Source organism: Butyrivibrio sp. ob235, from assembly GCF_900109475.1.
In the GTDB taxonomy this organism is placed as follows: Bacteria; Bacillota; Clostridia; order Lachnospirales; family Lachnospiraceae; genus Butyrivibrio.
In genome coordinates, this window is record NZ_FOBE01000003.1 from 143,144 (window position 1) to 168,874 (window position 25,731).

16 protein-coding genes are annotated in these 25,731 nt (G+C 43.0%); 13 read left to right on the forward strand and 3 right to left on the reverse strand.

Annotated features, from left to right (window positions below; genetic code table 11):
- The first annotated feature begins 19 nt into the window (after positions 1–19).
- The 12 genes from BMW61_RS04795 (at position 20) to BMW61_RS04850 (ending at position 18,800) form a co-directional block, all read left to right on the forward strand.
- Positions 20–970 (forward strand): glycosyltransferase family 2 protein, encoded by a 951-nt coding sequence (locus BMW61_RS04795; RefSeq protein WP_091820085.1) that lies wholly within the window; start codon positions 20–22, stop codon positions 968–970.
- Complete coding sequence (locus BMW61_RS04800; RefSeq protein ID WP_091820086.1) at positions 951–2,627, forward strand: DUF6020 family protein; 1,677 nt, start codon at positions 951–953, stop codon at positions 2,625–2,627. Before BMW61_RS04795 ends, BMW61_RS04800 begins: the two co-directional genes overlap by 20 nt.
- Positions 2,624–5,314: an O-antigen ligase family protein gene (locus tag BMW61_RS04805; protein WP_091820088.1), complete on the forward strand. Its 2,691-nt coding sequence runs from the start codon at positions 2,624–2,626 to the stop codon at positions 5,312–5,314. Before BMW61_RS04800 ends, BMW61_RS04805 begins: the two co-directional genes overlap by 4 nt.
- Before the next feature lie 39 nt (positions 5,315–5,353).
- On the forward strand, positions 5,354–7,297 hold the full coding sequence (locus BMW61_RS04810; protein WP_022760283.1) for a polysaccharide biosynthesis protein: 1,944 nt from the start codon (positions 5,354–5,356) through the stop codon (positions 7,295–7,297).
- Between the two features lie 167 nt (positions 7,298–7,464).
- Positions 7,465–8,745, forward strand: a complete 1,281-nt coding sequence (locus tag BMW61_RS04815) for a DegT/DnrJ/EryC1/StrS family aminotransferase (RefSeq protein WP_175475100.1) — start codon at positions 7,465–7,467, stop codon at positions 8,743–8,745.
- Positions 8,746–8,784: 39 nt separating this feature from the next.
- Positions 8,785–10,347, forward strand: coding sequence for a WecB/TagA/CpsF family glycosyltransferase (locus tag BMW61_RS21550; RefSeq protein ID WP_139176208.1), 1,563 nt, complete (start codon positions 8,785–8,787; stop codon positions 10,345–10,347).
- Positions 10,348–10,589: 242 nt separating this feature from the next.
- Complete coding sequence (locus BMW61_RS04825) at positions 10,590–11,150, forward strand: hypothetical protein (RefSeq protein ID WP_091820089.1); 561 nt, start codon at positions 10,590–10,592, stop codon at positions 11,148–11,150.
- Positions 11,151–11,221: 71 nt separating this feature from the next.
- Positions 11,222–13,678, forward strand: coding sequence for an ABC transporter substrate-binding protein (locus BMW61_RS04830; RefSeq protein ID WP_044959013.1), 2,457 nt, complete (start codon positions 11,222–11,224; stop codon positions 13,676–13,678).
- Positions 13,679–13,921: 243 nt separating this feature from the next.
- Positions 13,922–14,908, forward strand: a complete 987-nt coding sequence (locus BMW61_RS04835; protein ID WP_091820091.1) for an ABC transporter permease — start codon at positions 13,922–13,924, stop codon at positions 14,906–14,908.
- 18 nt (positions 14,909–14,926) lie between these two features.
- Positions 14,927–16,651, forward strand: coding sequence for an ABC transporter permease (locus BMW61_RS04840; RefSeq protein ID WP_091820092.1), 1,725 nt, complete (start codon positions 14,927–14,929; stop codon positions 16,649–16,651).
- Between the two features lie 17 nt (positions 16,652–16,668).
- On the forward strand, positions 16,669–17,832 hold the full coding sequence (locus BMW61_RS04845) for an ABC transporter ATP-binding protein (RefSeq protein WP_091820094.1): 1,164 nt from the start codon (positions 16,669–16,671) through the stop codon (positions 17,830–17,832).
- Complete coding sequence (locus tag BMW61_RS04850; protein WP_091820095.1) at positions 17,832–18,800, forward strand: ABC transporter ATP-binding protein; 969 nt, start codon at positions 17,832–17,834, stop codon at positions 18,798–18,800. The genes BMW61_RS04845 and BMW61_RS04850 overlap by 1 nt, the downstream gene beginning before the upstream one ends.
- Before the next feature lie 105 nt (positions 18,801–18,905).
- Here the strand turns inward: BMW61_RS04850 and BMW61_RS04855 are convergent, their stop codons facing one another.
- Together BMW61_RS04855 and BMW61_RS04860 are read right to left on the reverse strand one after the other, a co-directional pair.
- Complete coding sequence (locus BMW61_RS04855) at positions 18,906–21,569, reverse strand: ABC transporter permease (RefSeq protein ID WP_091820096.1); 2,664 nt, start codon at positions 21,567–21,569, stop codon at positions 18,906–18,908.
- Positions 21,570–21,601: 32 nt separating this feature from the next.
- Entirely contained in the window at positions 21,602–22,318 is a 717-nt protein-coding gene (locus BMW61_RS04860; protein WP_091820098.1) for an ABC transporter ATP-binding protein, read from the reverse strand.
- Between the two features lie 200 nt (positions 22,319–22,518).
- Between BMW61_RS04860 and BMW61_RS04865 the strand changes: the two genes are divergently transcribed.
- A complete protein-coding gene (locus tag BMW61_RS04865; protein ID WP_026498287.1) occupies positions 22,519–24,411 on the forward strand; it encodes a bifunctional diguanylate cyclase/phosphodiesterase in 1,893 nt (630 codons plus the stop codon).
- Between the two features lie 57 nt (positions 24,412–24,468).
- Here the strand turns inward: BMW61_RS04865 and BMW61_RS04870 are convergent, their stop codons facing one another.
- The gene (locus BMW61_RS04870) at positions 24,469–25,635 is read right to left on the reverse strand and encodes a DUF3048 domain-containing protein (protein ID WP_022760271.1); all 1,167 of its coding nucleotides are present in this window, start codon (positions 25,633–25,635) and stop codon (positions 24,469–24,471) included.
- Positions 25,636–25,731: the final 96 nt, after the last annotated feature.

Genomic DNA, 25,731 nt, shown 5'->3' on the forward strand with positions numbered 1-25,731 from the left:
AATGGTGTAAAATAACGATATGCGAAATAAATTAGTGAGTTTTGTGATTCCCTGCTATCGCTCGGAACAGACAATTGAAGACGTAATAAATGAAATTGAAGGCGCTATGGACATGCTGGTTCTTTACAGCTACGAAATCATTCTTGTGAATGATTGTTCTCCCGATAACACCTGGGGGAAAATCTGTGAGCTAGTAAAGGAGCATGAGGAAATCAAGGCCTTTAATCTTGCTAAGAATTTTGGACAGCATGCAGCTATAATGGCGGGTCTTAATGCGTCCAAGGGTGATATTGTGGTATGCCTTGATGACGACGGACAAACTCCCGCGGATGAGGTTGGTAAGCTCCTATATCAGATTGAGAAGGGGGCAGATGTTGTCTATGCAAGATATGCTCATAAAAAGCACAACTTTTTCAGGAATTTCGGCACGGCCATGAATGAGTGGATGGCTAATGTTATGCTGGGTAAGCCCAAGGATCTTCATGTGTCGAGCTATTTTGCGGTCAGAAGATTTGTGGTGGATGAGATGATCAAGTATAAGAGCTCTTATCCGTATGTCATAGGACTGGTCCTTCGAACCACCAGAAATATCGTTAATGTTGATGTTACCCACAGAGCAAGGGAAGTAGGCGAAAGCGGCTATACTTTTTCCAAGCTCATGGGTTTGTGGATAAACGGCTTCACTGCGTTCAGTATTAAGCCGCTTCGTATTGGAACGTTGATGGGCGGTATATTTGCAGCTATCGGATTTTTGTATGGAATATATACCGTGATTAAAAAGATTATGTACCCGGATCTGCCGGCTGTGGGCTTTTCGGCACTTATGTCAGCGATAACCTTCATGTGCGGAATGCTCATGCTTATGGTGGGAATGGCTGGAGAGTATATAGGCAGAATCTATATATCCCAGAATAACAATCCTCAATACGTTATCCGGGATGAGGTTTCGCATGAGAAATCAGAAGAGTAAGAATAAGACCTGGCTGATGCCGGTCTTATTTGGTGTAGGCATGTCCCTGTCTCTGGTTTGGGGATACCAGCTTGAGACATCGGATCATATAGATATAGGCAATATCGGGATGCTGCTTATTTTTCTCCTTCTGTCAGCAGTGATTGCGGCTGCGGTTAAGTACAGCTGGTGCAGGCTTGAGGCGGGAAAAAATAAGGAAACGGGTGGCATAACGGTAATTACCGGGGCGAGGACTATGCTGCAGGCGGCGCGTAGGCGCGGCTATACCGGAGAAGAGTTCTTCAAGGTGTGGATGATGCTGGCGGCCTGCAATTTTGTGGTGCTACTCGGAGTTTTCCCCGGATTTTTTGTCTATGATGCTCAGACAGAGGTTATCGAGGTTTTAAGCAGGAGCTTCAATACTCATCATCCGCTTTTACATGTGCTTCTTCTAGGCGGAAGTGTGGCATTTTTCCATAAGTTTACGGGAAACTATAATGCGGGAATATTCTTCTATATTCTCTGTCAGATGCTTCTGATGACACATATATTTACGTATTATTTGAATTTCCTCAAAAAACACGGGGCAGGAGTAAAGGCCAGAAGGATAATAGGAGCTTTTTTCGGACTTTTCCCCACAATTGTCATGTATACCCTGTGTTCCTGTAAGGACGGGCTATTCTCGTCATTTCTTGTGCTGACGATTGTTCTGATGCTGGAGTGGGAAGAGCTTACGGGGCGCGGAGAGAAAAAGAAGAAAGCCTGGGAAATCATTGTGTCTGCAGTGCTGATGATGCTTTTTAGGCACAACGGATTTTATGCTTATATTGTCTTTGCTCTTGTTGTGATGATATCGGCAAAGATAATGAGAGAAAAAGATCGGTTCCACAGAGCAACTTTTCTTATAGCTCCGGTGATCATATATTTTTGCATAAACACTGCTGTAGGAGCAGTGCTCTCTGCCGAGACGGGTGAGCATCAGGAGATGCTTACTGTGCCGATACAGCAGATTTCGAGAGTTTATTACTACAACCCGGAGAATTTTTCCGGGGAGGAGAAGGAGACCTTACATAAATATCTGAGCGAGGAGGCTCTTTCACACTACACACCCAGAATCTCGGATATATTAAAAATGTATTTTGATAACAAAGCCTATGAGGAGGATAAGGCCTCTTTCTGGAAGCTCTGGGCAAAGAAGGGAATGGAGAATCCCATGAGTTATTTGAACGGGTGGTTTCTGACTTCTTATGGATACTGGTATCCCGGCGCGGTTATCAATGTTTATCAGGGAAATACGGTGTTTACGTTTACCTATGAGGACAGTTCCTATTTCGGATATGAGGTTGAACTTCCGGGAAAAAGACACAGTGCGATTCCGTTTATAGATGCTTTTTACAGAAAGCTTTCAATAGAGAAATTCCAGCAGAATATACCGGTCCTTTCACTTTTGTTTTCGCCGGCCGCTTATTTCTGGGTGTTTTTGTATCTTATGATGACAGCTGCCGTGATAAGGAGAGAATCGGGTATGTATCCCTGGATACTCCTGGGACTTGTATGGATGACGGTACTGCTTGGGCCGACTTACCTTGTGAGATATACAGTTTATTTGTGGTATGCGGTTCCGATTCTGATATATACTGTTTTACTGCATAATAATGATGCAGTGGAGGATTTATGAGAAGAAAAGTTGTTTACAGATCTGCAGCTATAAGAGCTGTAATTCTTATATTTGCTTTTTTGGCAATTGTTTCCGTGTTCCCGCTACGAATATGGCAAAGAACCATTACCGAGAGGGGTGGTGGGGATATCGTCCAGACTTCGGACAGAGTAAATGATTATCACGATGTGGTTCAGAAATTTATTGCTCAGTATGACAGGCTTGAATCAATAGACATATATGTTGACAGTGTCGAGCTGGGCAATTATATGAGCCTGGTATTCTATAACGAAAATATGGAGGAAGTCTACCAGAGGTTTGTGTATCTGAGGGATGCCGAGCTTCCGGGGTATCTTAATGTGAGAGTGGGGCTTGACCTCAATGTCGGTGAGACCTACACTATGATACTTAACGGAGCGTTTTCTACCTATTATGTAGCCTATGAGCATGCCGGCGAGGATACATCACCCTATTTCGTATCCTTTGCATATCATGATACCGGTGTTGAAGGCGTTCAGCTTGCAGCAAAGTATAATTACACTCAGCCTCTTTCCAAGAAGGTTTCGGGCTTTATCATACTTGTGGTCATTCTTCTTGCTGCTGCGCTGTTAGGTTTGCAAAAGCTGATATTTGCAGATAAGGAAGATCCGCTTATTTCTGTTCATAAAGTTATTAAATATGTCGGCAATCCCATTGCTGCCGTAATGACTCTTGCGATGATGATACTGATCTGGCCGATGAAATATTTTGACATCAGGCCTGTTGAAAATCTTTTCCTTGAGTTAGGGGTGATAATTGCTGCAGGATTTGTATTTTATGCGATAAACCATGAAAGTGATGCGACTCTTGACGTAAAGCTCTGGCATAATGTCAAAAACATTCTTCAGATGTCTGCAATTGCAGCTGCGATATGGTTTTGCTGTGAGTACATGAATGCTCTTTATACTATTTATCAGACTCTGGCAGAGAGAAAGGAGATGATCTGTCTCCTGATTTTCCTGTGTCTGCTATTCCCTGCGGATAGGATATTCAAGGAACATAATGTGTACTACTGTGCGGCGGCGATCGTGCTTGGAGTGATCTACAGAATCATGCATCTTCTCCCGGAGACAGAGAAGGAGTATGACCTTCATAATGCTGCAATGACTTATGGGGTTATTGTGGTTATACTTGCGGGCTTCATATTGCTGAATTTTGCAGTGGAGTTATATCACAGAGTACATGAGAAGGCTGAGAAAAAAGCGATATCCCAATATAAGATCAGTATTTTCGGAATAGTTCTTCTGGTGCTATTTGCAGTATTGGTAGTATTCAGGAATACAAGATGGTGGGGAGTTGCACTTGCAGCTTTTGCCATAGGCCTTATGCTCAGTTACTGGTTATACGGATTTAAGGAGTATTCGGAGCTTATCATAGGCGGACTTCTTCTGAATTTTGTAGTTTCCATGCTTTATTGCTGGATGTATAGAAGCTTTGCGGCATTCAATACAGGAAGATATGCTTTCGTTTTTCATACGGTAACCATAACCGCAGAGTATATGACTGTGATGGAATGCGCTTCTGCTGTGCTTCTTCTGTATAAGATATATCTGACCAGAGAAATGACGTCCTTCGCAGCAAGAATTAAATATCTCTGGAAGGAATTCATTTTATTTGGTTTTGTGACATCCTACATGATGTTTACAATTTCCAGAACATCCTACCTTGCATGCCTTGTGATGTTTATCTGCATGTTTGTGCTCACATCGGGTGACTGCAAAAAAGGTAAGCTTCGCTATCTGGGGATTCAGATAGGAACCATGGCACTTGCTGTAATACTGAGTTTTCCGGCAGCATTTATGCTACAGAGAACTATGCCGGCAATTGTGGCAAGACCGAAAAAATTCCTGGTTGAAACCGGCAATTTCGGACTTTACGGAGGCGGACAGCCGGACAGCCATCTCTATATGAGTATCGAGAGATTTGTGGATCTTTTCGCTGAAAAGATACTGAATATAGATGTGATGGATTACAATTATCCGGAGGATATCGAGAACTACAATAGCAAAGGAAAGTCAACTATAGGTGAAAACGGAGTTCCGCTTACTGAAGATCAGTCAGACAGGATGATGTATACACTTCCGGAAATAGTTGCTTCCAAGCAGACCGATCCTGAGATAAAGGAATACCTGATGGAGACCGGAGGAAATGAGCTCTTTGCCAGAATGGAAGCAGAGGCAGCTGCAGCGGAAGCTATGGTGTCCGCAGACAGTGGAGAGAATACTGACGAAGTTCAGGAGGAGAACGCTGAAGAAAACAGCGGAACACCGGAGGACGGAATTGAGGAATTTTCCAACGGAAGGATAACTATTTTTAAGGCATATCTTAAGCAGATGACGCCTTTTGGACATGATGAGATGGGAGCTGAACTTCCATCCGGAGAGATAGCGGTTCATGCACATAATACATACCTTCAGGTGATGTATGATAACGGAATTTTGGCGGGAATCGTATTTTTCCTTATGTTTGTTTGCGCATTTTTCAGCGGGATTATATTCTATTTAAAGAACAGGGATTATGCACCCGGAGCATTGTTTGCCTTTGCCATGATAGTTGGAGTGGGTGTGGCAGCTCTGTCAGAGTGGGTGTTCCAGTTCAGTAATCCCATGGCTGTAGCTCTTTTGATGGCGCTTATGCCAATTGCCTTTAAGGATAGAAAATCGGCATAAGGTATGATAAAAAATCGATTTATGATATTATAAAATGATATGAAACAGGAAAAGAAACCATTTAATTTTGCAAAATTTTATAGAAGAACGGGTCTGATCATCTATGATATTCTCAGTATCATAATTGCCAGTTACCTTGCACTCCTGATGAGATATGAGTTCAATATTGATCTTGTTCCGTATGAATTTATGGAACCGGTTTCGAACTTTCTTATCATCAATGTTGTGCTCTCGCTGTTGTTTTTCTATTTTTTCAGACTATATAACAGCTTGTGGGCATATGCGGGGGAGACAGAACTTCAGAATCTGGTTATGGCATGTGTGGCTTCCGGTGTTATGAATGCCGTCGGCCTTCAGTTTTTCAGAGTCGGGAGACAGCCTGTTCCGCAGAGCTATTACTTTCTGTACACCTTTATTCTGATCACACTTATTTTTGTAAGCAGATTCAGCTACAGGTTTTTCAGGAGCGTAAAGCATAAGACCGAGAACAGGAAAAACACTATCTCTGTAATGGTGATAGGTGCCGGTGAGTCCGGCAATATAATTATCAAAGAGATTGTAAACAGCAATTTCTCCACCATGGTTATCAGATGTATCATCGATGACGACAGAAGCAAGTGGGGACATTATATTCAGGGAATCCGCGTAGTCGGTGGCAGAGACAAGATCCTTGAATGTGCCGATCTCTATGATATTGATGAGATTATAGTAGCTATACCTTCACTTTCAAGAAGTGAGATGAGAAAACTTCTCGATCTGTGTAAGGAGACAAACTGTAAGCTTCGTTCACTTCCCGGTGTATATCAGCTGGTTAACGGCGAAGTTAATGTTAGTAAGCTTCGTGAGGTTGAGGTTGAGGATCTTCTCGGAAGAGATCCAATTGCGGTTGACCTGAACCAGATTGCAGGATATGTTAGCGGCAAGACCGTACTTGTTACAGGTGGCGGCGGATCCATCGGATCGGAGCTCTGCAGACAGATCGCAAATCACAAACCCGAGAGACTTGTGATCGTAGATATTTACGAAAACAATGCCTATGATATCCAGCAGGAGCTTAAGAGGAACCACCCGGAGCTTGACCTTGTGGTCCTTATAGCTTCTGTGCGTAACACAAACAGAATCAACAGGATTTTTGAGGAGTACAAGCCTCAGATCGTGTACCATGCTGCGGCTCATAAGCATGTACCGCTCATGGAAGACAGCCCGAACGAGGCAATTAAAAATAACGTATTCGGAACCTTTAAGACAGCGATGGCAGCCGCTATGAACGGATGTCAGAAGTTTGTCATGATCTCCACGGATAAGGCTGTAAATCCGACCAATATCATGGGTGCCAGCAAGAGAATCTGTGAGATGATAGTCCAGACCTTCAACAAGCACTATGATACGGAGTTTGTTGCGGTCAGATTCGGTAATGTGCTTGGATCCAACGGTTCGGTTATTCCGCTTTTCAAAAAGCAGATTATGGCAGGAGGACCCGTAACAGTTACGGACCCCAATATTATCAGATATTTCATGACTATACCGGAGGCTGTCAGCCTCGTAATGCAGGCGGGCGCCTATGCAAAGGGTGGAGAGATATTTGTCCTCGATATGGGAGAACCTGTGAGAATTCTTGACCTGGCAGAAAACCTTATTAAGCTTTCGGGATATAAGGTAGGTGAGGATATCAAGATTGAGTTCACGGGACTTAGACCCGGAGAGAAGCTCTATGAGGAGATGCTCATGGATGAAGAGGGTCTTCAGGATACCGCGAACAGAATGATACATATCGGCAAGCCTATAAATATGGATGATATGAAGTTCTTTTCACAGCTTGAGGAGCTGAACGGAGCGTCCAAGGCTGAGCATGCCGACGAGATACGAGAGATTGTTCAGAAAATAGTAACAACCTATCACCCGGAGGATAATGCAGATTCGCACTCGATCGAGCACCAGAAAGCGCTTGAACGTGCAGCGGAGCTCATTAATGAGACGGAATGATTAGATATTAAAAAGCCTTCCCCTGGGGCGCTCGACGTCCGGGGGACGTCGGTTCAGCGCGGACCGGAGTGGAACGGAGACAGCTCGACGTCCGGGGGACGTCGGTTCAGCGCGGACCGGAGTGGAACGGAGACAGGTGTCAGCGAAGCTGACGGATGAGGGTATATATGGACAGATTTGAAGGAATAAAAAGATTCGAAAACAAAGTATGGCTTTCATCTCCCACTATGCACGGAGACGAGCTTAAGTGGATAAATGCAGCAATTGAGGCCAACTGGGTATCAACCATTGGCGAGAACATCAATGAATCGGAGAGAATGATTCAGGAGAAGGTCGGAAGAAAGTATGCAATAGGACTGAGCTCCGGAACTGCTGCTCTCCATCTTGCAATGAGACTTGCCGGTGAAAAGCTCTACGGGCCAAAGCCCGCAAATGTCGGAACTCTGGCAGGGCATAAGGTATTCTGCTCCGATATGACTTTTGATGCAACTGTTAATCCCGTCGCCTACGAGGGCGGAGAAGCTGTTTTTATCGATACGGAATATGACAGCTGGAACATGAGCCCCGAAGCTCTGGAGAAGGCCTTTGAGATATATCCCGATGTTAAGCTGATAGTGGTTGCCTATTTGTACGGAACTCCCGGCAAGATAAGTGAGATCAGAGAGATTGCCGACAGACACGGTGCTCTTATAATAGAGGACGCCGCTGAATCGCTTGGCGCAACCTATGAAGGCGAACAGACCGGAAAATTTGGAGATTACAGCGTTATTTCCTTTAACGGAAATAAGATTATTACCGGAAGTTCAGGCGGAATGCTGCTTACGGACAGCGAAGCCGACTGTCATAAGGTAAGGAAACTGAGCACACAGGCCAGAGAGGATGCTCCCTGGTATCAGCATGAGGAACTTGGATACAACTACCGCATGTCCAATATTGTTGCCGGTGTTGTAAGGGGACAGATCCCGTATCTTGATGAGCATATCGCTTTAAAGAAAAAAGTATATGACAGATACAAAGAGGGACTTAAGGATCTTCCCGTATCAATGAATCCTGTTCCCGATAATTGTGAGCCCAACTATTGGCTTAGCTGCATGATTATTGATAAGGACGCCATGTGCCCTCACGTGAGGTCTGAGAGAAAAGCTCTTTATAATCACGAAGCCGGGAAATCTTGTCCCACAGAGATTCTGGATGCAATTGCAAGCTTTAACGCTGAGGGAAGACCTATCTGGAAACCCATGCATATGCAGCCGATTTACAGGAACAACATCTTTGTGACAGCGGAGGGTATTCTTCGCGGTCGCAGTAATGCGTATATTGATGAGGGAACTGCCGCCGATATCAGTATGGATATTTTTGAGAGGGGACTCTGCCTTCCTTCGGATATCAAGATGACTGAGGAGGAGCAGGACATCGTTATTGATATTATCCACAGATGTTTTAAATAAAAGATTCTCCGAATAATCAAGGAATGAGGGTCGTTTGCTATGAGCATGTCACGCTCACATAAAAGAAGAAGAATATTATTGTTTGTTGATGGCGTATCGCTTACGCTTTCTTATATTGTCATGATTACTCTGCGTTTTCAGTGGTATTTTAAGAGGGAGTGGATGATACCGCTCTATTCCATGCTGTTCATCATGGAAATTCTGTTTGCCACACTGGTTAATGTTTACAGAGGAAGAAGCCTTGATTATAAGCCGATAGAGGACAGCGATCCCCTTGAAGTTTTTGTTGAGTTTTTTAAGAACCAGGTGATACTTTTTGTGTTTATGCTGGTGGTTCTTATGGCTACCAAGAATACCCAGCTGGTATCACGACTTGCAATGGGTATTCTGGTTATAACCAATTTTGTCTTTGTTTTCACATTCAGAATGCTCTATAGAGCAATTCTTATCAAAAGCGGTAATCCTGAATTCCACAGGAGAAAGATTGCCGCACTTGTCTATTCACCGGATATTAATGCGGCAAGGGCCCATCTTGAAAAGGAACTTGGGCTCGAGTTTTCACTGGAAGGTATACATCCCCTTGACGAGGCATACCCTGAGGCGGGTATAAGACTTTCCAATGAGGATGCGGTCATAAAGAAACGGGAAGAACTGGTTGATGCGGTTCGAAATTCCGGTTGCAGTGATGTCTTTATATGTATTCCCGATAAATTGGAATTGGCAGATTTTGTCAGAAATGATCTTGTTAGAAGATTTGGTAACGTCGGTATTAACACTTACTATGCATTGTCCATGGACGGGCAGTGGATTACAGGCAATCTTATAAGAGAGCTTGGCTATTATCAGGCGACTTACTATACCGCTATGGTAAAAAGATGTAATGTACTGGGTGTCAATTTTGCTGTATCTAATGTAGAAAATGCAGTGCGGTATGTTCGAAGCCACATCAGAGATTTCTTCGGAAAATATATCTGCTTCTGTAATGTACATACAACTGTCGAAGCAAGCGAGAATGCAGACTACATGAAAATACAGAATTCTTCGGCACTGACATTTCCGGACGGACAGCCTATAGTAAACAGGATTCAGAAGGCGGGCTATGTCAAAGCGGAGAGAATAGCGGGACCGGATTTCATGGAGGCAATGTTTAACTCCACCATGGACGGAAAACTGTCGCATTTCTTTTACGGCTCGTCAGAGGAGACTATAGCGCTTTTAAAGGAAAAACTTCCGGAGAGATTTCCGGGAATGGATATCAGAGGCTTCTATTCACCGCCGTTTAGAGAACTGACGGAAGCGGAGGATGAAGAGATTGTGGAGATGCTCAATTCATCCGGTGCGGACCTTGTGTGGATAGGACTTGGTGCTCCGAAGCAGGAAAAATGGATGGCGGCGCATGAAGGAAAGATACATGGAGTTATGCTCGGAGTGGGTGCCGGTTTCAATTTTTTTGCCGGAAATATAAAAAGAGCACCGAGGTGGGTCAGGAAAATCGGTATGGAATGGCTCTACAGATTGTTCCAGGATCCAAAACGTCTTTTCAAGAGATACTTTGAGTCAAATATAAAGTTTATTTGGAAAGCCATTTTTATGGGAAAATAAGAAAACGTAGATTTCATCGCGTTTCCAAGGTAGCACGTTACTATAACAGAGTGTCCGCCACACAAAGACAAAAGTGCGCGAGTGCTTGACTTATTTTATCTATTTGATATAATTTAATCTCGGTTAAGACTTAAAATAATCAATATTGTAATGCTTACATTAAGAACAACGGCGTTCCTACTTGCAGGGTGTAAGTGCGGGAGCGCTTATTATATTTATACAGAAACAGGATTTTGGGGGTAATGAGTATTCTGCACAATCCGTACAAGGGCGATTACGATCATGTTCCCGAGATGGATAAAAAAGGGAGGTTTCGTGATAGATTCTTCTATAAAGGGGATATCTATGTGCTTCCTTATGGCGAAACTGAAAAGAAAAAGACCTATTTGCCATGCCTGCTTTTCGGAGCAGGAATGTTAGCTGCGCTTGTGGTACAGGGCCTTGTGAATCAGACCTCTTCACGTACATTGTGGGTGGTGCTGCCTTATTTCTGTCAGTTTTTGCCGGTACTTTTCTTCCTTATAGGAATTGTGGAATTTGCGGGCGCTACTCCGAGAATGACAAGACAGCAGTATGACAAGGGCGTAGGGCGTATGCATTTTTGCGGTATAGCCGTGATCGTGATGGCGGCTCTCAGCACTGTATGCGAAGTTGTTTATCTGATTATCAGGAGAGGACAGTATGATATCGTCCGTGAACTGATATACTTGTTTCTGCATGTGCCGGTGATTGTTCTGGCGTGCTTTTTTGCGAGATATTACAATAAGAAGTTTTCCGGAATATCGGTTGAATCCGGTAAATAATTATTGGTGACAGCCACGAGTGTGGATGCACATAAATACCAGGGGGAGTAAACCCCGGAATGGAGGGTAACATGAAAAAGTTAGGCAAATTTCTGGCATTAGGACTTGCCGGAACAATGGTTGTTTCAGCTGTTGGTTGTGGCGGCAATGCTAACACAGGCGCAGACACTACAACAACCGAATCTGCAGACACAGCTGAGTCTACTGCAGAAGCTTCAACTGAGGAAGCTGCTGATGCTACAGAGGCAGAGACAGAGTCCACAGAAGAAGCAGGAGAGGCTACTGAGAGCACAGGAAGCGGAGCTCCTCTTGTAATCGGAGAGTCAGAGTTTTCTGAGAAGTTCAGTCCTTTCTTTGCAAACACTGCTTACGATATCAACGTAGAGCAGATGACATCAATCCCGTTACTTAAGGTTGATCGTCTCGGTGAAGTTATTATGAATGGTATCGAGGGTGAGACCAAAGAGTATGATGGTAACTCTTATGAGTACAAGGGTCCTGCTGATTGCGTAATTACTGAGAATGAGGATGGCACAGTAGACTACGCATTTAAGATGCGTGATGATATTAAGTTCTCTGATGGTGAACCAGTTACTATCGACGACGTTATTTTCACAATGTATGTACTTTCAGATCCTTCCTTCGATGGATCAGCAACATTCAATGCACTTCCTATCAAGGGAATGGAAGCATACAGAAGTGGTTCTGACACACTCTTCAACCTTCTTATCAAGGCTGGTGAGGATAACACAGACTTCACATATTTCACAGAGGATGAGCAGAAGAAGTTCTGGGAGACAGACTTCCCTGCAGCTAAGGAACAGTTCATCAATGATATCGCTGATTACTGCACAGCTAATGGCGCTGTATCTGATGATGAGGATATCGCTAAGGATCCTATTGCAAACGCAATGGCTAACTGGGGCTATGGTAAAGCAGAAGGCGGCGTTCTTACAGCTCCTTCAGGTGCAACCTTCGATGTTAAGGGTGGCACAGCTCCTACAGTTGATGATTTCTGGAATGAGATCATGGCTGCTTATGACAATGACGTAATGACAGCTACAGATACTGAGAAGGCTGGCGACGGCATTCTTGATATGCTTGGTGACGAGTATAAGAACTCAGTTGAGACTGGTGATTCAGCTGCTTCAATTGAGGGTATTGAGAAAATCAGCGACACAGAGATGGTAGTACATATGGAGAAGCTTGATGCTACAGCTATTTACAGCCTTTGCTTAGAGATCGCTCCTCTTCACTACTATGGTGATAAGTCTCTCTTTGACTATGACAACAATAGCTTTGGTTTCACAAAGGGTGACCTTTCAAGCGTAAGAGCAAAGACAACTCAGCCTCTTGGCGCAGGCCCCTATGTATTTGATAAGTATGAGAACAAGATCGTTTACTTCACAGCAAACGAGGACTACTATCTTGGCGCTCCTGTAATCAAGGAAGTACAGATGAAGGTTACACAGCAGTCTGATGCTGAGCCTGCTATAGTACAGGGCACACTTGATGTTGCTGAGCCTTCAGCCAACAAGTCCACACTTGAGCAGATCGCTGGTGACAACTCAAACGGCGAGCTTACAGGTGATAAGATTTCTACTTCACTTGTAGATAATAATGGTTATGGTTACATCGGAATGAACTCTGAGAACGTTAAGGTTGGTTCAGATCCCGGAAGTGAAGAGTCTAAGGCTCTTCGTAAGGCTATCGCAACTGTTCTCGCTGTTCACAGAGACGTAGTTGTTGATTCTTACTACGGCGATGCAGCTAACGTTATCAACTATCCTATTTCCAACACATCATGGGCAGCACCTCAGGCTTCAGATCCTGATTACAAGGTTGCTTTCTCAACAGATGTTGACGGAAATCCTATCTACACAGACGGCATGAGCGAAGATGAGAAGTATGATGCAGCTATTCAGGCAGCACTTGGCTTCTTCGAGAAGGCCGGCTATACAGTATCAGATGGCAAGCTTACAGCAGCTCCCGAGGGTGCTAAGCTTTCATACGAGGCTATGATCCCTGCTGATGGTAAGGGTGATCACCCTTCATTCGGTATCCTTACAGCAGCTAAGGAAGACCTTGCTAAGATCGGTTTTGACCTTATCATCAATGACCTTTCAGATTCTTCAGTTCTTTGGACATCAACTGAAGGTGGAACAGCTGAGATCTGGTGTGCAGCTTGGGGCGGATCAATGGATCCTGATATGTATCAGGTTTACCACTCAGATGGCGGTTCTGCTTACATGTATAGAATCAACCAGAAGGAGCTTGATGATCTTGTAGTTGAAGGACGTTCAACAACTGATCAGGCAGTTCGTAAGGCTATCTATAAGGAAGCCCTTGACTATGTAGTTGACTATGCTGTTGAGATTCCTGTATATCAGAGACAGAATTGCTCAATTTATGCAACAGAGCGTGTAGATGTTGATAATTCTGAGATGCTTCACGATGAGACAACATATTATAACTTCTTTGCAAGCACTAGTGCACATGATGGCATTCAGTCACTTATGACTAAGTAATTCGTATTTATAACAGAATACGCATAACTTTGTCCGTGGGGGTCACTTTGGCTCCCACGGACATGTTATGTACTTTTTTACTTCACAGCTTTAAAACGGTAGAGAATAGAATTATCAATTTATATAATTGGCCTTGAAAATAATATTTCGCAAAGTGAAATTTTATATATAGATGGCATGACTCCCCGAGTAATGCAGACACAATAGGTAGAAGATATTTAATTAGAAGGAGTATAGACACCAATGAAGAAATTCATACTTAAACGTCTACTCATATCAGTAGTATTATTGTTTTTCGTATCTATGATCATTTACACGATCATGAGGTGTATGCCTACATCATACGTTGAACAGCAGGCAATGGCTTTGTCGACAAAGCCCGGTGCTAAAAGTTACTCTGAATGGGTAGAACAGCTCAATGCACAATATGGCTTGGACACGGGGGTAATCCAGGGCTACTTTAAATGGGCTTCAAAGGCAATAACACTTGATTTCGGTGATTCCTGGTATTGGAATCAGCCTGTATTACAGAAATTTGGCAGCGTTATCTGGTATTCATTTGCACTTGGCCTTGTAACTTTTATTTTGGAAATTATAATCGCTATACCTGCGGGTGTTTCCGCTGCAAGAAAACAGTATTCTGCAACTGATTACACTGTAACGGTAATCGCACTTATCGGAATTTCACTTCCGAGCTTTTTCTTTGCGACGATTTTGAAATATATACTTTCAGTAAAGCTGGGTTGGCTTGATCTTTATGGTATTGTTGGAAGAATGCATGAGAGCTATTCAACAACAGGTAAAATCCTTGATATGGCTCGTCATATGATCATGCCTGTTATCACACTTACTGTTGTAAGTGTTGGTTCACTTATGCGTTATACAAGAACTAACATGCTTGAGGTTCTGAATGCAGATTATATCAGAACAGCAAGAGCAAAGGGACTTTCTGAGGACAGAGTAGTAAACTACCATGCTTTCAGAAATACACTTATCCCGATTGTTACACTTCTTGGCGGATCACTTCCGGGACTGTTCTCAGGAGCTATGATTACTGAGACACTGTTCCAGATCCCCGGTATCGGATATACATCATATCAGTGCGTAGTGCAGGGAGATATTCCCTTCGTTATGTTCTATATGGTATTTATGGCAGTGCTCATTTTGCTGGGTAACCTTATCGCTGATATTCTCTATGCGGTAGTTGACCCGAGAGTCAGAGTAAACTAAGGAAAGGAGGCGGATAAAATGTCAGAAGAAAAGAAAGAAAACTTAACTGAAGAAGTTAAAGATGAAAAAGACAAAAAAGGTTTCGAATTAGATGTTAAATTCGAGATGCATCTTGATGATGCCAACAGAGTCCGTGTCCTCTCTCCGGGAATGATGGTTCTTAAGAGATTCCTTAGAAACAGACTCGCGATAGTCGGAATGGTCATTATTGTTGCAATGTTCGTTTTTGCATTTGTGGGAGGAGCACTTTATCCCTATTCTGAGAGTAAGGTGTTCTACAAGACAGAGCAGGTAATGAAGGATTTTGCCGGAGCTACCGAGATAGATCAGCTTCAGTTCCAGGTAGCTGACGGAGTTAAGCTCCCTACAGATATAAATTCTAAAGCACTTATTGCTGCTTCAAAGAAAAAGTATGTTTTCGAGACGCGTGACGGCTCAATGATGGGAATGTCACCTGCTGCAGAGGATTCAGACGTATATCTCATATACACGCTTGAGCCTGCACAGTTATTCCTTAAGGGCAACAAGGAATTTGACGCTGCTGTAAAAGCAGGAAGAAGCGATTTCGAGCAGGATGGAAAAGTATATATGTTTGATGGCGAGGACTTCAAAGCAGATGTTTATGAAGCTACAGAAGTGGCCGTTGCATCAAAAAGATCCTTTACCGGTTACAGCAAGGATACAAAGTTTTCCTATGAGTTTTATCGTAATGCTCTCGTAGCTGCTGCTACAAATGCGTCCAGCTTTGAGGCGGACGGTACTACATACAGCATAAGTGACGGGGTTATTGAGACAAACGGCGAGGGCTATGCAGTTGTTTCCAACATGAACTTCAATGCTATTGATCCCGGAACCTTCCTTGATCCTTCTTATAAGGCTGCAGCACTTGAGGCATTCCAGGCTCAGGGTAATTCAGGATCCTTTGAATATCCCGATGCTGACGGCAATATGGTTGAATACAGATTTGAGGTTAAAACCGGTCAGTATACAATCAAGAAGTTCCAGGAGACAAGACTTATAGATATATACGCAGCTCCTTCCAAAGCACATCCTGTAGGAACAGATGCAAATGGTATGGACCTTCTTGCCCGTCTTATGTATGGTGGACGTATTTCATTGCTTATCGGCTTTGTAGTTGTATTTATCGAAGTATTCATCGGTATGGTAATCGGTGGTGTCGCAGGTTTCTTCGGAGGATGGGTTGATAACCTTCTGATGAGACTTGTCGACGTGGTTTATTGTATTCCTGCCATGCCTTTGTACCTGATCCTCGGTTCAATCATGGACTACTATCAGGCAAGCCCCAGAGCTCGTATTTACCTTCTCTGCGTAGTTATGGCCGTAATCGGTTGGGTAGGTATTGCCCGTATCGTAAGAGGCCAGATTCTTTCACTTCGTGAGCAGGAGTTCATGGTAGCTGCAGAGGCACTTGGTATAAGCACATATCGCAGAATTTTCAAGCACCTTATACCTAATGTAATCCCTCAGCTTATCGTATTTGCAAGTATGGGACTTGGTGAGGTTATCCTTTCTGAGGCATCACTTTCATTCCTCGGACTTGGTATCAAGTATCCGGCTGCTTCATGGGGAAGTATCATAAATGCGGTTAACGATTCATATGTTATGACCAATTACCTCTTTGTATGGCTTCCTGCAGGAACATTTATCCTTCTTACAGTTCTTGCGTTTAACTTTATTGGTGATGGACTCAGAGATGCTTTTGACCCTAAGATGAAGAGATAAGTAGGAGATATAGAAAAATGGCTAAGAATTCAAATTACATCTCGGCTAAGGAGTCAAGAAGAATTTCACGTGAGAATCGTAAGATCACATCCGAGATTGAGAAAAAGAGAAACAGAAAGCATATTCCCGAGAGCGAATATGTTACACAGATGAAGAACCCTGATAACTGTGTTGAGTTTGATAATGTTCATACATATTTCTTCACAGATATAGGAACAGTTAAAGCTGTTGACGGTGTATCCTTCGAGGTGCCCCAGGGTAAGACAGTAGGTATAGTTGGTGAGTCCGGCTGCGGTAAATCAGTTACCAGTCTTTCACTCATGCAGCTCGTTCAGAGACCTTCAGGACAGACTGTTGAAGGTGAGATCCGTTTCAATGACGGTGACAGAACAATAAATGTTGTAAATGCTCCCGCTTCTGCAATGCAGAAGCTTCGCGGAAACAAGATGTCAATGATTTTCCAGGAGCCCATGACATCGCTTAATCCTGTTTTCAGAATCGGTGCTCAGGTTGATGAGGTTATTGCACTTCACAATCCCGATATGACACCCGAGCAGGTTAAGGCAAGAACCATCGAGATGCTTCAGATGGTTGGTATCGCAAATAAAGAGGGTGTATATCAGATGTATCCTCATGAGCTTTCAGGTGGTATGCGTCAGCGTATCATGATCGCTATGGCTCTTGCCTGCGACCCCAAGCTTATAATTGCGGATGAGCCCACAACAGCGCTTGATGTTACAATTCAGGCTCAGATTCTTGACCTCCTGAGAAACCTCAAGGACAAGATCAACAGCTCAATCATGCTTATCACTCATGACCTTGGCGTTGTAGCTGAGATGGCAGATTATGTCGTTGTTATGTATGCAGGTCGTGTTATTGAGAAAGGTACTGCAAGAGAGATCTTCAAGGATCCCAGACATCCCTACACAATCGGTCTTATGAAGTCTAAGCCCGTTGTAGGTAAGCACGCGGATAAGCTTTACAATATCCCCGGAAATGTGCCTAACCCTATCGATATGCCTGATTATTGTTATTTTAAGGACAGATGCGAGATGTGTGTAGAGAAGTGTTCCGGAAAGTATCCCGGAGTTTACAAGATTTCTCCCACTCATGAAGTAAGCTGCTACAGATGCGAGGATTTCGCAAATGGTGCAATGACTGAAGAAGGAGGTGCAAAGTAATGAGCGACAATATACTTGAAGTAAAGCACCTCAAGAAGTATTTCCCTATCAAGGGCGGTTTCTTCGGTGGTGTAACAGGTAATGTAAAAGCGGTTGATGATGTAACATTTTCAATTCCCCGCGGAACAACCATGGGACTTGTTGGAGAGTCAGGCTGCGGTAAGTCCACAACAGGAAGAACAATCCTGCGACTTCTGGACAAGACTGAGGGTGATATCCTTTTCAACGGTGAAGATATCAGTAAATACGATAAGAAAAAGCTCCGTGAGCTTCGTACGAAGATGCAGATCATTTTCCAGGATCCCTATTCTTCACTCTCACCCCGTCTTCCTATCGGTGAGATTATCGGAGAGGCTGTTCGCGAGCATGGACTTGTTCCGAAAAATGAGCTTGATGATTACATTACAGAGATCATGAAGGAGTGCGGACTTCAGCCCTATCACAAGGATCGTTATCCGCATGAGTTCTCCGGTGGACAGAGACAGCGTATCTGTATTGCCAGAGCTCTTGCCGTAAAGCCTGAGTTCGTAGTATGTGATGAGCCTGTATCAGCGCTTGACGTTTCTATTCAGGCACAGATCATCAACCTCTTGAAGGATCTTCAGGAGAAGAACAACCTTACATATCTGTTTATCTCGCACGATCTTTCTGTCGTAGAGCATATCTCAGATGCGGTAGGTGTTATGTATCTTGGAAATCTTGTAGAGACAGGGAAAACAGAGGATATTTTTGCAAATCCTCTTCATCCTTATACAAAGGCACTCTTTAGTGCGATCCCCATGCCGGATCCGGATATCAAGAAGGAGAGAGTACTTCTTGAGGGTGATATTCCCTCACCTGCTAATCCGCCGAAGGGTTGTAAGTTCCATACCAGATGTCCTCATTGCATGGATTGCTGTAAGGAGCAGGAGCCTGTGGCAAAGGATATGGGCAATGGACATGTAGTAAGATGTCATCTCTATAAATAATTATATGAAAATATAAAAGGGCTATTGCTTCGGAAATGAGTTTTGTCATTATCCGGGCAAAGCCCTTTTTTGTATATGCGAGAAGTCCTTTTCTAAGAAATCTGACTAAATATCTTTAAGGCTTAGGTCTTTAACTTTTCTCATCGATAAGTAATAAATTCCAATCGTAAAACCGGCAGTTATAACAGTTCCCAGTATGCATGAAGGAATGCTGGGGCTTCGAACAAACATGAGGTGAACCTGTTCCATAGTCCTTATGATGGAATATACGATTACACAGCCTATGATGACTCCTAGAATAATTCCTGTTGTGGTGGTGAAAAATACTTCCCTTACAGCGTACAGAACAGTCTCTTTTACAGTAAAACCGTTTATTCTCATTATTGTAAGTTCGTTCTTTTTCGAGAGAAGATACATATCTGCAAGATTAAGGAGCACAAATAGTGCCATTACACCTGATAAGATAATCAGAAGCCCTATAACAAGGTTTAATACTATAAGCAGATTGTTGAACATCTCCACTTGCTCGGAGGCCGGTGTATATGCCTCATAACCCTGTATACCCAGCAGTTCATCCTGAAGGGTAGCTTCGTCCACAGAAGAGTTTAGTTTAATGAAAAAGGTGTTGTTTTCAAAAGTGTCTTCCATGATCTGTTCATAGTATGTCTTTGTGCATATAACATATCTTCCTATGTAATTTTTGGCAACTGCGCTTACTTTTGCGCTATGCTTATAGCCCATATCGTCTATCACGTAAATACTATCTCCTTCTCCGAGGTCGTATATTTCCGCCAGACGATTCGTGATTATCAAACCCTCTTTTTCACCAAGACTTGTAAGCGGTCTGAAGTTGGAGAAGGACTTAAGGTCATCGCAGATAAGGAATTCCATGTATTCGAGAGTGTCGTCCACCTGTACGCTTCCGTGCTTATTCAGAAAGCTTATATATGAGATATTATGTCCCTTTAGGATATCCTTAATATCCCCGGATGCGGAAGGGGAGATTTCATTGCTGTAACTTATTTTGGCGTCATAATGGGTATAATCGCTTATCTGATATTTTATAGCGCCCATAATCGAGGCTCTGAGCGAAAAACCTATAACCACGAGGGAGCAGCAGCCCGCAACGCTGATTATTGTAACGATAACCCTTACAATGTCGGAGCGCATATTAAGAAGAATCATTCTGTTGTAGAGATTCAGACGTTTAAGAAAAGGCGATTTTTCCAAAGCTTTTGCATGTCCCTTGGGGATTCTGGGAGATAACAGCTTCTTGGCAGTTTCCTTTAAGAGCGAGGAACAGGATGCATTTATGGAAAGGATGGCAACGATGACTGCTACAAGTACAGAAACAACGGTGGGTATAATGTCTATTGCAAAAGGGAACGGTCCGAAAATAAAGTGATCACCGTAACCAATGGCTACAATCCACTCGATTATGAACAGAGACAATGCTATGCCAAGGATGATTCCGAGTACTGCGCCGGAAAATCCGAAAATCAGATATTTTGAGAAAATCTCAAATTGGTGAAGACCAAGTGCTTTTGAGATTCCGATAATCGAACGCTGTTCATATACCATTCTGGAAAGTGAAGCAAAAATGACCATGATGGCGATGGCTACAAACAAAAGAGAAAAGGAAAGGTTCAGCGCACGAAGGTTCTCTGTGTTATTTTTAAGAAATACGAAGCAGGGATTTGCATTTCTATTAAATACGTACCACTTTGATTTGCCCATCCCAAGTATTTTATTAAGCCCGTTACGGGTATCTGTAACTCTTTTCACGGCATGATCGTATTCTTTTTTTGCATCTTCGTAAGCTGTAATCTGTTCATCAGCTGTTTTATATTCAGAAGGGTCTGTGCTTATTATTACGGAGAGCATGTTTGACATATCAGCCATTATTTCTCCGGTTTTGCCCTTAAGAGACGGTACTGTTTTTGCAGCAAGACTAAGCTGAGCTTCCGCGTCGGAAAGATCTTTTTCGCTATCGCTAAGCTGTTCATCCATGAATTTGGTGTATTTGTCATACCTTTCGGAAGATAGGGATTTTCCTAGTGTCTCCAGAGAATCGATATAAGTATCGGAGAGATTAAAATAATCTCTGCTAAAGGTCCTGAAATGCTCAGGATTATCAAAGGTTACATCAGCAAGACAGTAGCAATTATCGAATTTTGAGCTGTCAAAGGCGGAATTATCTACAAGTATGCAGTAGGTCTCTTCAAGGTCAAAGCTGGCGTGCTCCGCGTGAAGAAAAATACCTGTGACTATAAAGGAATTTAGATTTAGTTCCGGAATGTCCTCATCATAAGCATCTTTAATGGAAAGACTATCGCCGATTTTTATACCGAGTTTGTCCGCAAGATATTGTTCAATGATGCATTCGGAATCGGATTCGGGGAGATGCCCTTCCTGAAGGATGGGAAGACCGATATGCTTTGGGACAGAGGTAATATAAACCGGTTTTGTGATATTATTTCCGCTTATTCTGCCTGAGGTGCGAAGAAGCCCCTCTACGCCGGTAATTCCAGGCACTTTTTTTATCTGTTCCAGATCGGATTCGGAGATCAGGCAGTTTGAGGTTATCTGAATGTCTCTGAAATTTGTGGAATCATAGAGATTTTGTCCTGCCTTTTCAAGTCCGTAGGCAGAATAAGTGAGCCCAAGATATGCAGCCAGGGCAAAGGAAGAAATGACGATAATTGACAGCCATGAAACAAGCTGTTTTTTGATGTTTCTGAAAGTGTCCAGAAGCTGGGTTTTTTTCATAATAATCACCAAAAACGCTTGAGATGAGGGGGTTACCAGGATAAAAGAGCGGCGGGAGTAGGCGAGGGATTGGTGATAATCTCATCTATCTGACCGTCCTTGATTTTTACAATACGATTAGCCATTTTGGATATCTCGTTATTGTGAGTGACCATCACAACAGTGGTCTGATTGCGTTTTACTATGTCTTCAAAGACCTGGAGTACTTCTATGCTGGTATTAAAGTCCAGTGCGGCTGTGGGCTCATCAGCGAGAATCAGACGGGGGTGTTTGCAAAGAGCTCTGGCAATGGAAACACGTTGTTGCTGACCACCGCTCATCTGAGAAGGGTAGTTGTTTTTTCGATCTGAGAGACCTACCATCTCAATCGCTTCTTCTGCGGGCATCGAGTTTGGAGATAGCTCTGCAATAAAATTCACATTCTCCAGTGCTGTCAGATTGGGCATGAGGTGGTAGTCCTGAAATACGAAGCCGATATAATTTCTTCTGTAGGCGGTTAATTCATCGGGAGATGGGTGGGAAAAGTCTTTACCATCAAGTATCATGGTCCCGTTTGTAAGGTGATCCATGCCTCCCATAATGTTAAGGACTGTAGTTTTGCCGCAGCCGCTTTCGCCAAGGATTGCGACAAACTCTCCTTCGTAAATATCAAGGGAGATTGCCTTCAGCGCTTCAAGTTTTCCATCACCTGTATTAAATTCTCTTGTTACATCCCTCAGGGATATGATGACCTTTTTGCTGTCTTGCATATGCGCTCCCAAACAGGTTTTATCAAGTGAAATATTTTCTCAAGATAACTATAGCATATCGCAGAGCGTTGAAATTTTAAGTAATGCTTCAGAATGTAAAATACTTATAAAGAAATTCTGAAAAAACAGATAGTGACGGGTGTGAGAAATATTTTAATGTATAATTGAAGTTGGATATGTATAGATAGGGGAGACACGTCATGATCACATTACTCAGTCTTGGGATTATTGCTGTCGGTATCCTTGCTATGCGCGTAAGAAGTCTAAGCCGCACAGTGGGTATTGTCTGGATTAGTCTTGAAGTGTATGTGACAATTGCATATATCATCTTTATTTGGGTGCTTAATACATTTTATAAGTACCTTGGTTTAAATGAAAATTTTTACTACGTCACTGCTGTCACCGGTTTTATTATCACATTAAATACATATCTTCTTTGCGCCTACAAGATCACGGTGGGACTCGTCAGATATAGGGAAAAAGCGCCTTTTTTATCTATTGTGCCCTTCGCCATCACGCTGATCTACATTCTGGTGCTGAATCCAATTAATCATATTGCTTATTACAGTGAAGTAAGAGGCACCGTTACCATAGAGAGACTGGCATATATAGTTATTTCTACGATTATAAATCTGTTATATGTTATTCCTTCAATCTCCCTTGCCTGGAGACATCACAGGAGGCTTGGAAAATTCGCTCCGTCGGTTATAACATTTATTGTCTTCCTTGATTTTTTAATGCTTATACTGAACTACAGGATTGAGGATTTTGGCTTCATGGGAGCTGCTTTTGCAGCCGGGGTTACCTTTAATCTGGTTATGTTATATCTTGTTGATAACCCTACGGATCCTAAGACGGGTCTATATACCAAGACTGCTTTTATGAGAGCGGTTAAAGAGGATCTGATATTAAATCCCAAGACTGAGTATAAAATGTGCCTGCTTGATATCAGAGATTTCCAGGATGTAAACGAGAGATTTGGCTTCGAAAAGGGCGACGATATTCTTAGGCGTATTGCTGCAGCCATGAGACAGAGCTTTTCATGGGAAGTGGAGCTCGCCTATCTTGGAGAGGATAATTTTGTAGGGCTGTTTCCTGAAGGTTCTTACTGGATGTTGCAGGGAACGCTTAAACTCAACGAGATGTATCCGGGTGAGGATATGGATTATAATCTGTCTCTTTACTCCGGCGTTTATCCTATAACTGACAGGACCATGAATCCCATCCTTATGTGCGACAGAGCAAGATTTGCGATGGATTCGATTCGTTATGAGTATGACAAGCATGAGAGGCTTTTTGATGAAGGATTGAACCGTTCCTTCGAGATGCAGGCATACATGCTTCACAACTGCGACAGGGCGATTCATGAGCATGATTTTTTGCCATATTTCCAGCCAATATATGATGCAAAGACAAAGAAAATCTGCAGTGCTGAGGCGCTGATTCGCTGGAAGGATAAGCAATACGGTCTTATCAGTCCCGGGGATTTCATTCCGATATTTGAGAGAAATGGCTTTATCACTAAGCTTGATGTATACATGTGGGAAGCTGTATGTAAGCAAATTTCTGATTGGAGGAATGAAGGGATCCTTGTTCCGCCGATTTCGGTTAACCTATCAAGAAGAGATCTGCAGATGGAGAATCTTTACGAGGTGATGCTGGATCTGATTAAGAAATATCACCTCTCACCGCTAGATATTAAGCTTGAGATAACGGAGAGTGCTTTCGTGGCTGAAAATCAAAAGTTCTTTGGCACGGTTGATGTCCTTAAGGAAGTTGGATTCAGAATCCTTATGGATGACTTTGGCAGCGGTTATTCCAGTTTTAATACATTCAAGGATGCGCATGTTGATGTGCTCAAGGCCGACATGAAGTTCATGGATGGAATAGAATCCTCAGAGAAGGGCCAGATAGTTATAAACACAATTGTTGAGATGACTAAAAAGCTGGATATGCCAATTGTCGTTGAGGGAGTGGAAACAGAAGAACAGTACGAGTACTTAAAATCCATCGGATGTGAGATGATTCAGGGTTACTATTTCTCGAGACCTGTACCCGCAGAAGAATTTAAGAGGATGATCATAGAGAACTAGGTATAATAAAAAGCCATGGCATGTGCTGTGCCATGGCTTTAATTATTTTATGCTTAATTACTGAATAACAAGCTGATCCCAAGTATCTGCAGGAACAAGTGCGATATATGTCTTACCATTGTTGATCTCAAGCTCGTTAGCCTGTGAATCAAAGAACTGTGTCTTTACAAGTTCACCGGTCTTGGTCCATACGATATCGGTTGCCTTACCGTTTGTGCAGTAGTAGCCGGGCTGGTTAATATCGATACAGTTATAAATGAGATAACCGTGATCATCAAGCTGGTTGAAGGTACATTTCTGAAGAATTACATTCTTGAAGGAAAGAACTTCTCCATCTTCGCCATCCTTGTGGATGTTGCCGTAATCGTAGTACTCATATTCCTTGGTTTCTTCGTTATATACAAGCTTTGAGCTATTGTGTGTGAAAGGAATGATATCAATTGTTGTAGCATCAAGGCACTTAGCGTAGCCCTTATCCTGGAGGTTGATCTCGTTACCCCAGGGAGTGAAATTGAAGTGATTTTCCTTCACACCGTCAGGTGTGAACTCGTTGTAAGTAGTTGAGAAACTGCTTCCTGAGAAGTTGTTCTCAAGATCACCTGAAAGGATGTACTCTGTATACTCTCTCTTTTTACCATTATCTACACGAGAGAAAGTTCCTGAGAAGTGGTTTGTTCCCCACTCCTTAGCAAGATAGGGATCGATGTGAACCTTCGGGCCACCATCGTGACAAAGTACTGCATTCCACTCAGCAGCAAGAATAATGTTGGTAGGTCTTGTACTTCTGATGGAACCGAGCTGCTTGATTGAGCCCCAGTCCTTCATCATGCACATAAGACGAGTGATACGACCGTTCTGTGTGCTGTTCATCATCTCATATACAACGTCACATTCTGCTGTTCCAAAGTGAGGAAGAGCAGCGGACTCGTTATCTACCATGACAGCGATGGGACGCTGATCCTTAAGAGACTCGCTGATGGGCTCACCTGTGAGCTCACTTCTGTACATTCCTGCAGGTATCTCGGCTGAAACGATCTCTTCAGCGGGTTCTTCCTCTACAGGAGCTTCTTCGGTGCTTTCTTCTTCTCCTGCATTATCCTCGATGGACTCCCATGTAAGTCCTTCTTCAGCTTCATCTGTCTTGTCGGACTTACCGCAGCCAACAGCAGCTGTAAGCATCATAGCTGTAAGTGCGACACTTACTATTCGTTTATTAAATTTCATAATAGAATCCTCCTTTAAAAATGTGCGTAAAAGACACACCTTCATTATTTTAACAGAAAAGATATTACGGAAAAAGTAAAAAATGAAAAATATAAT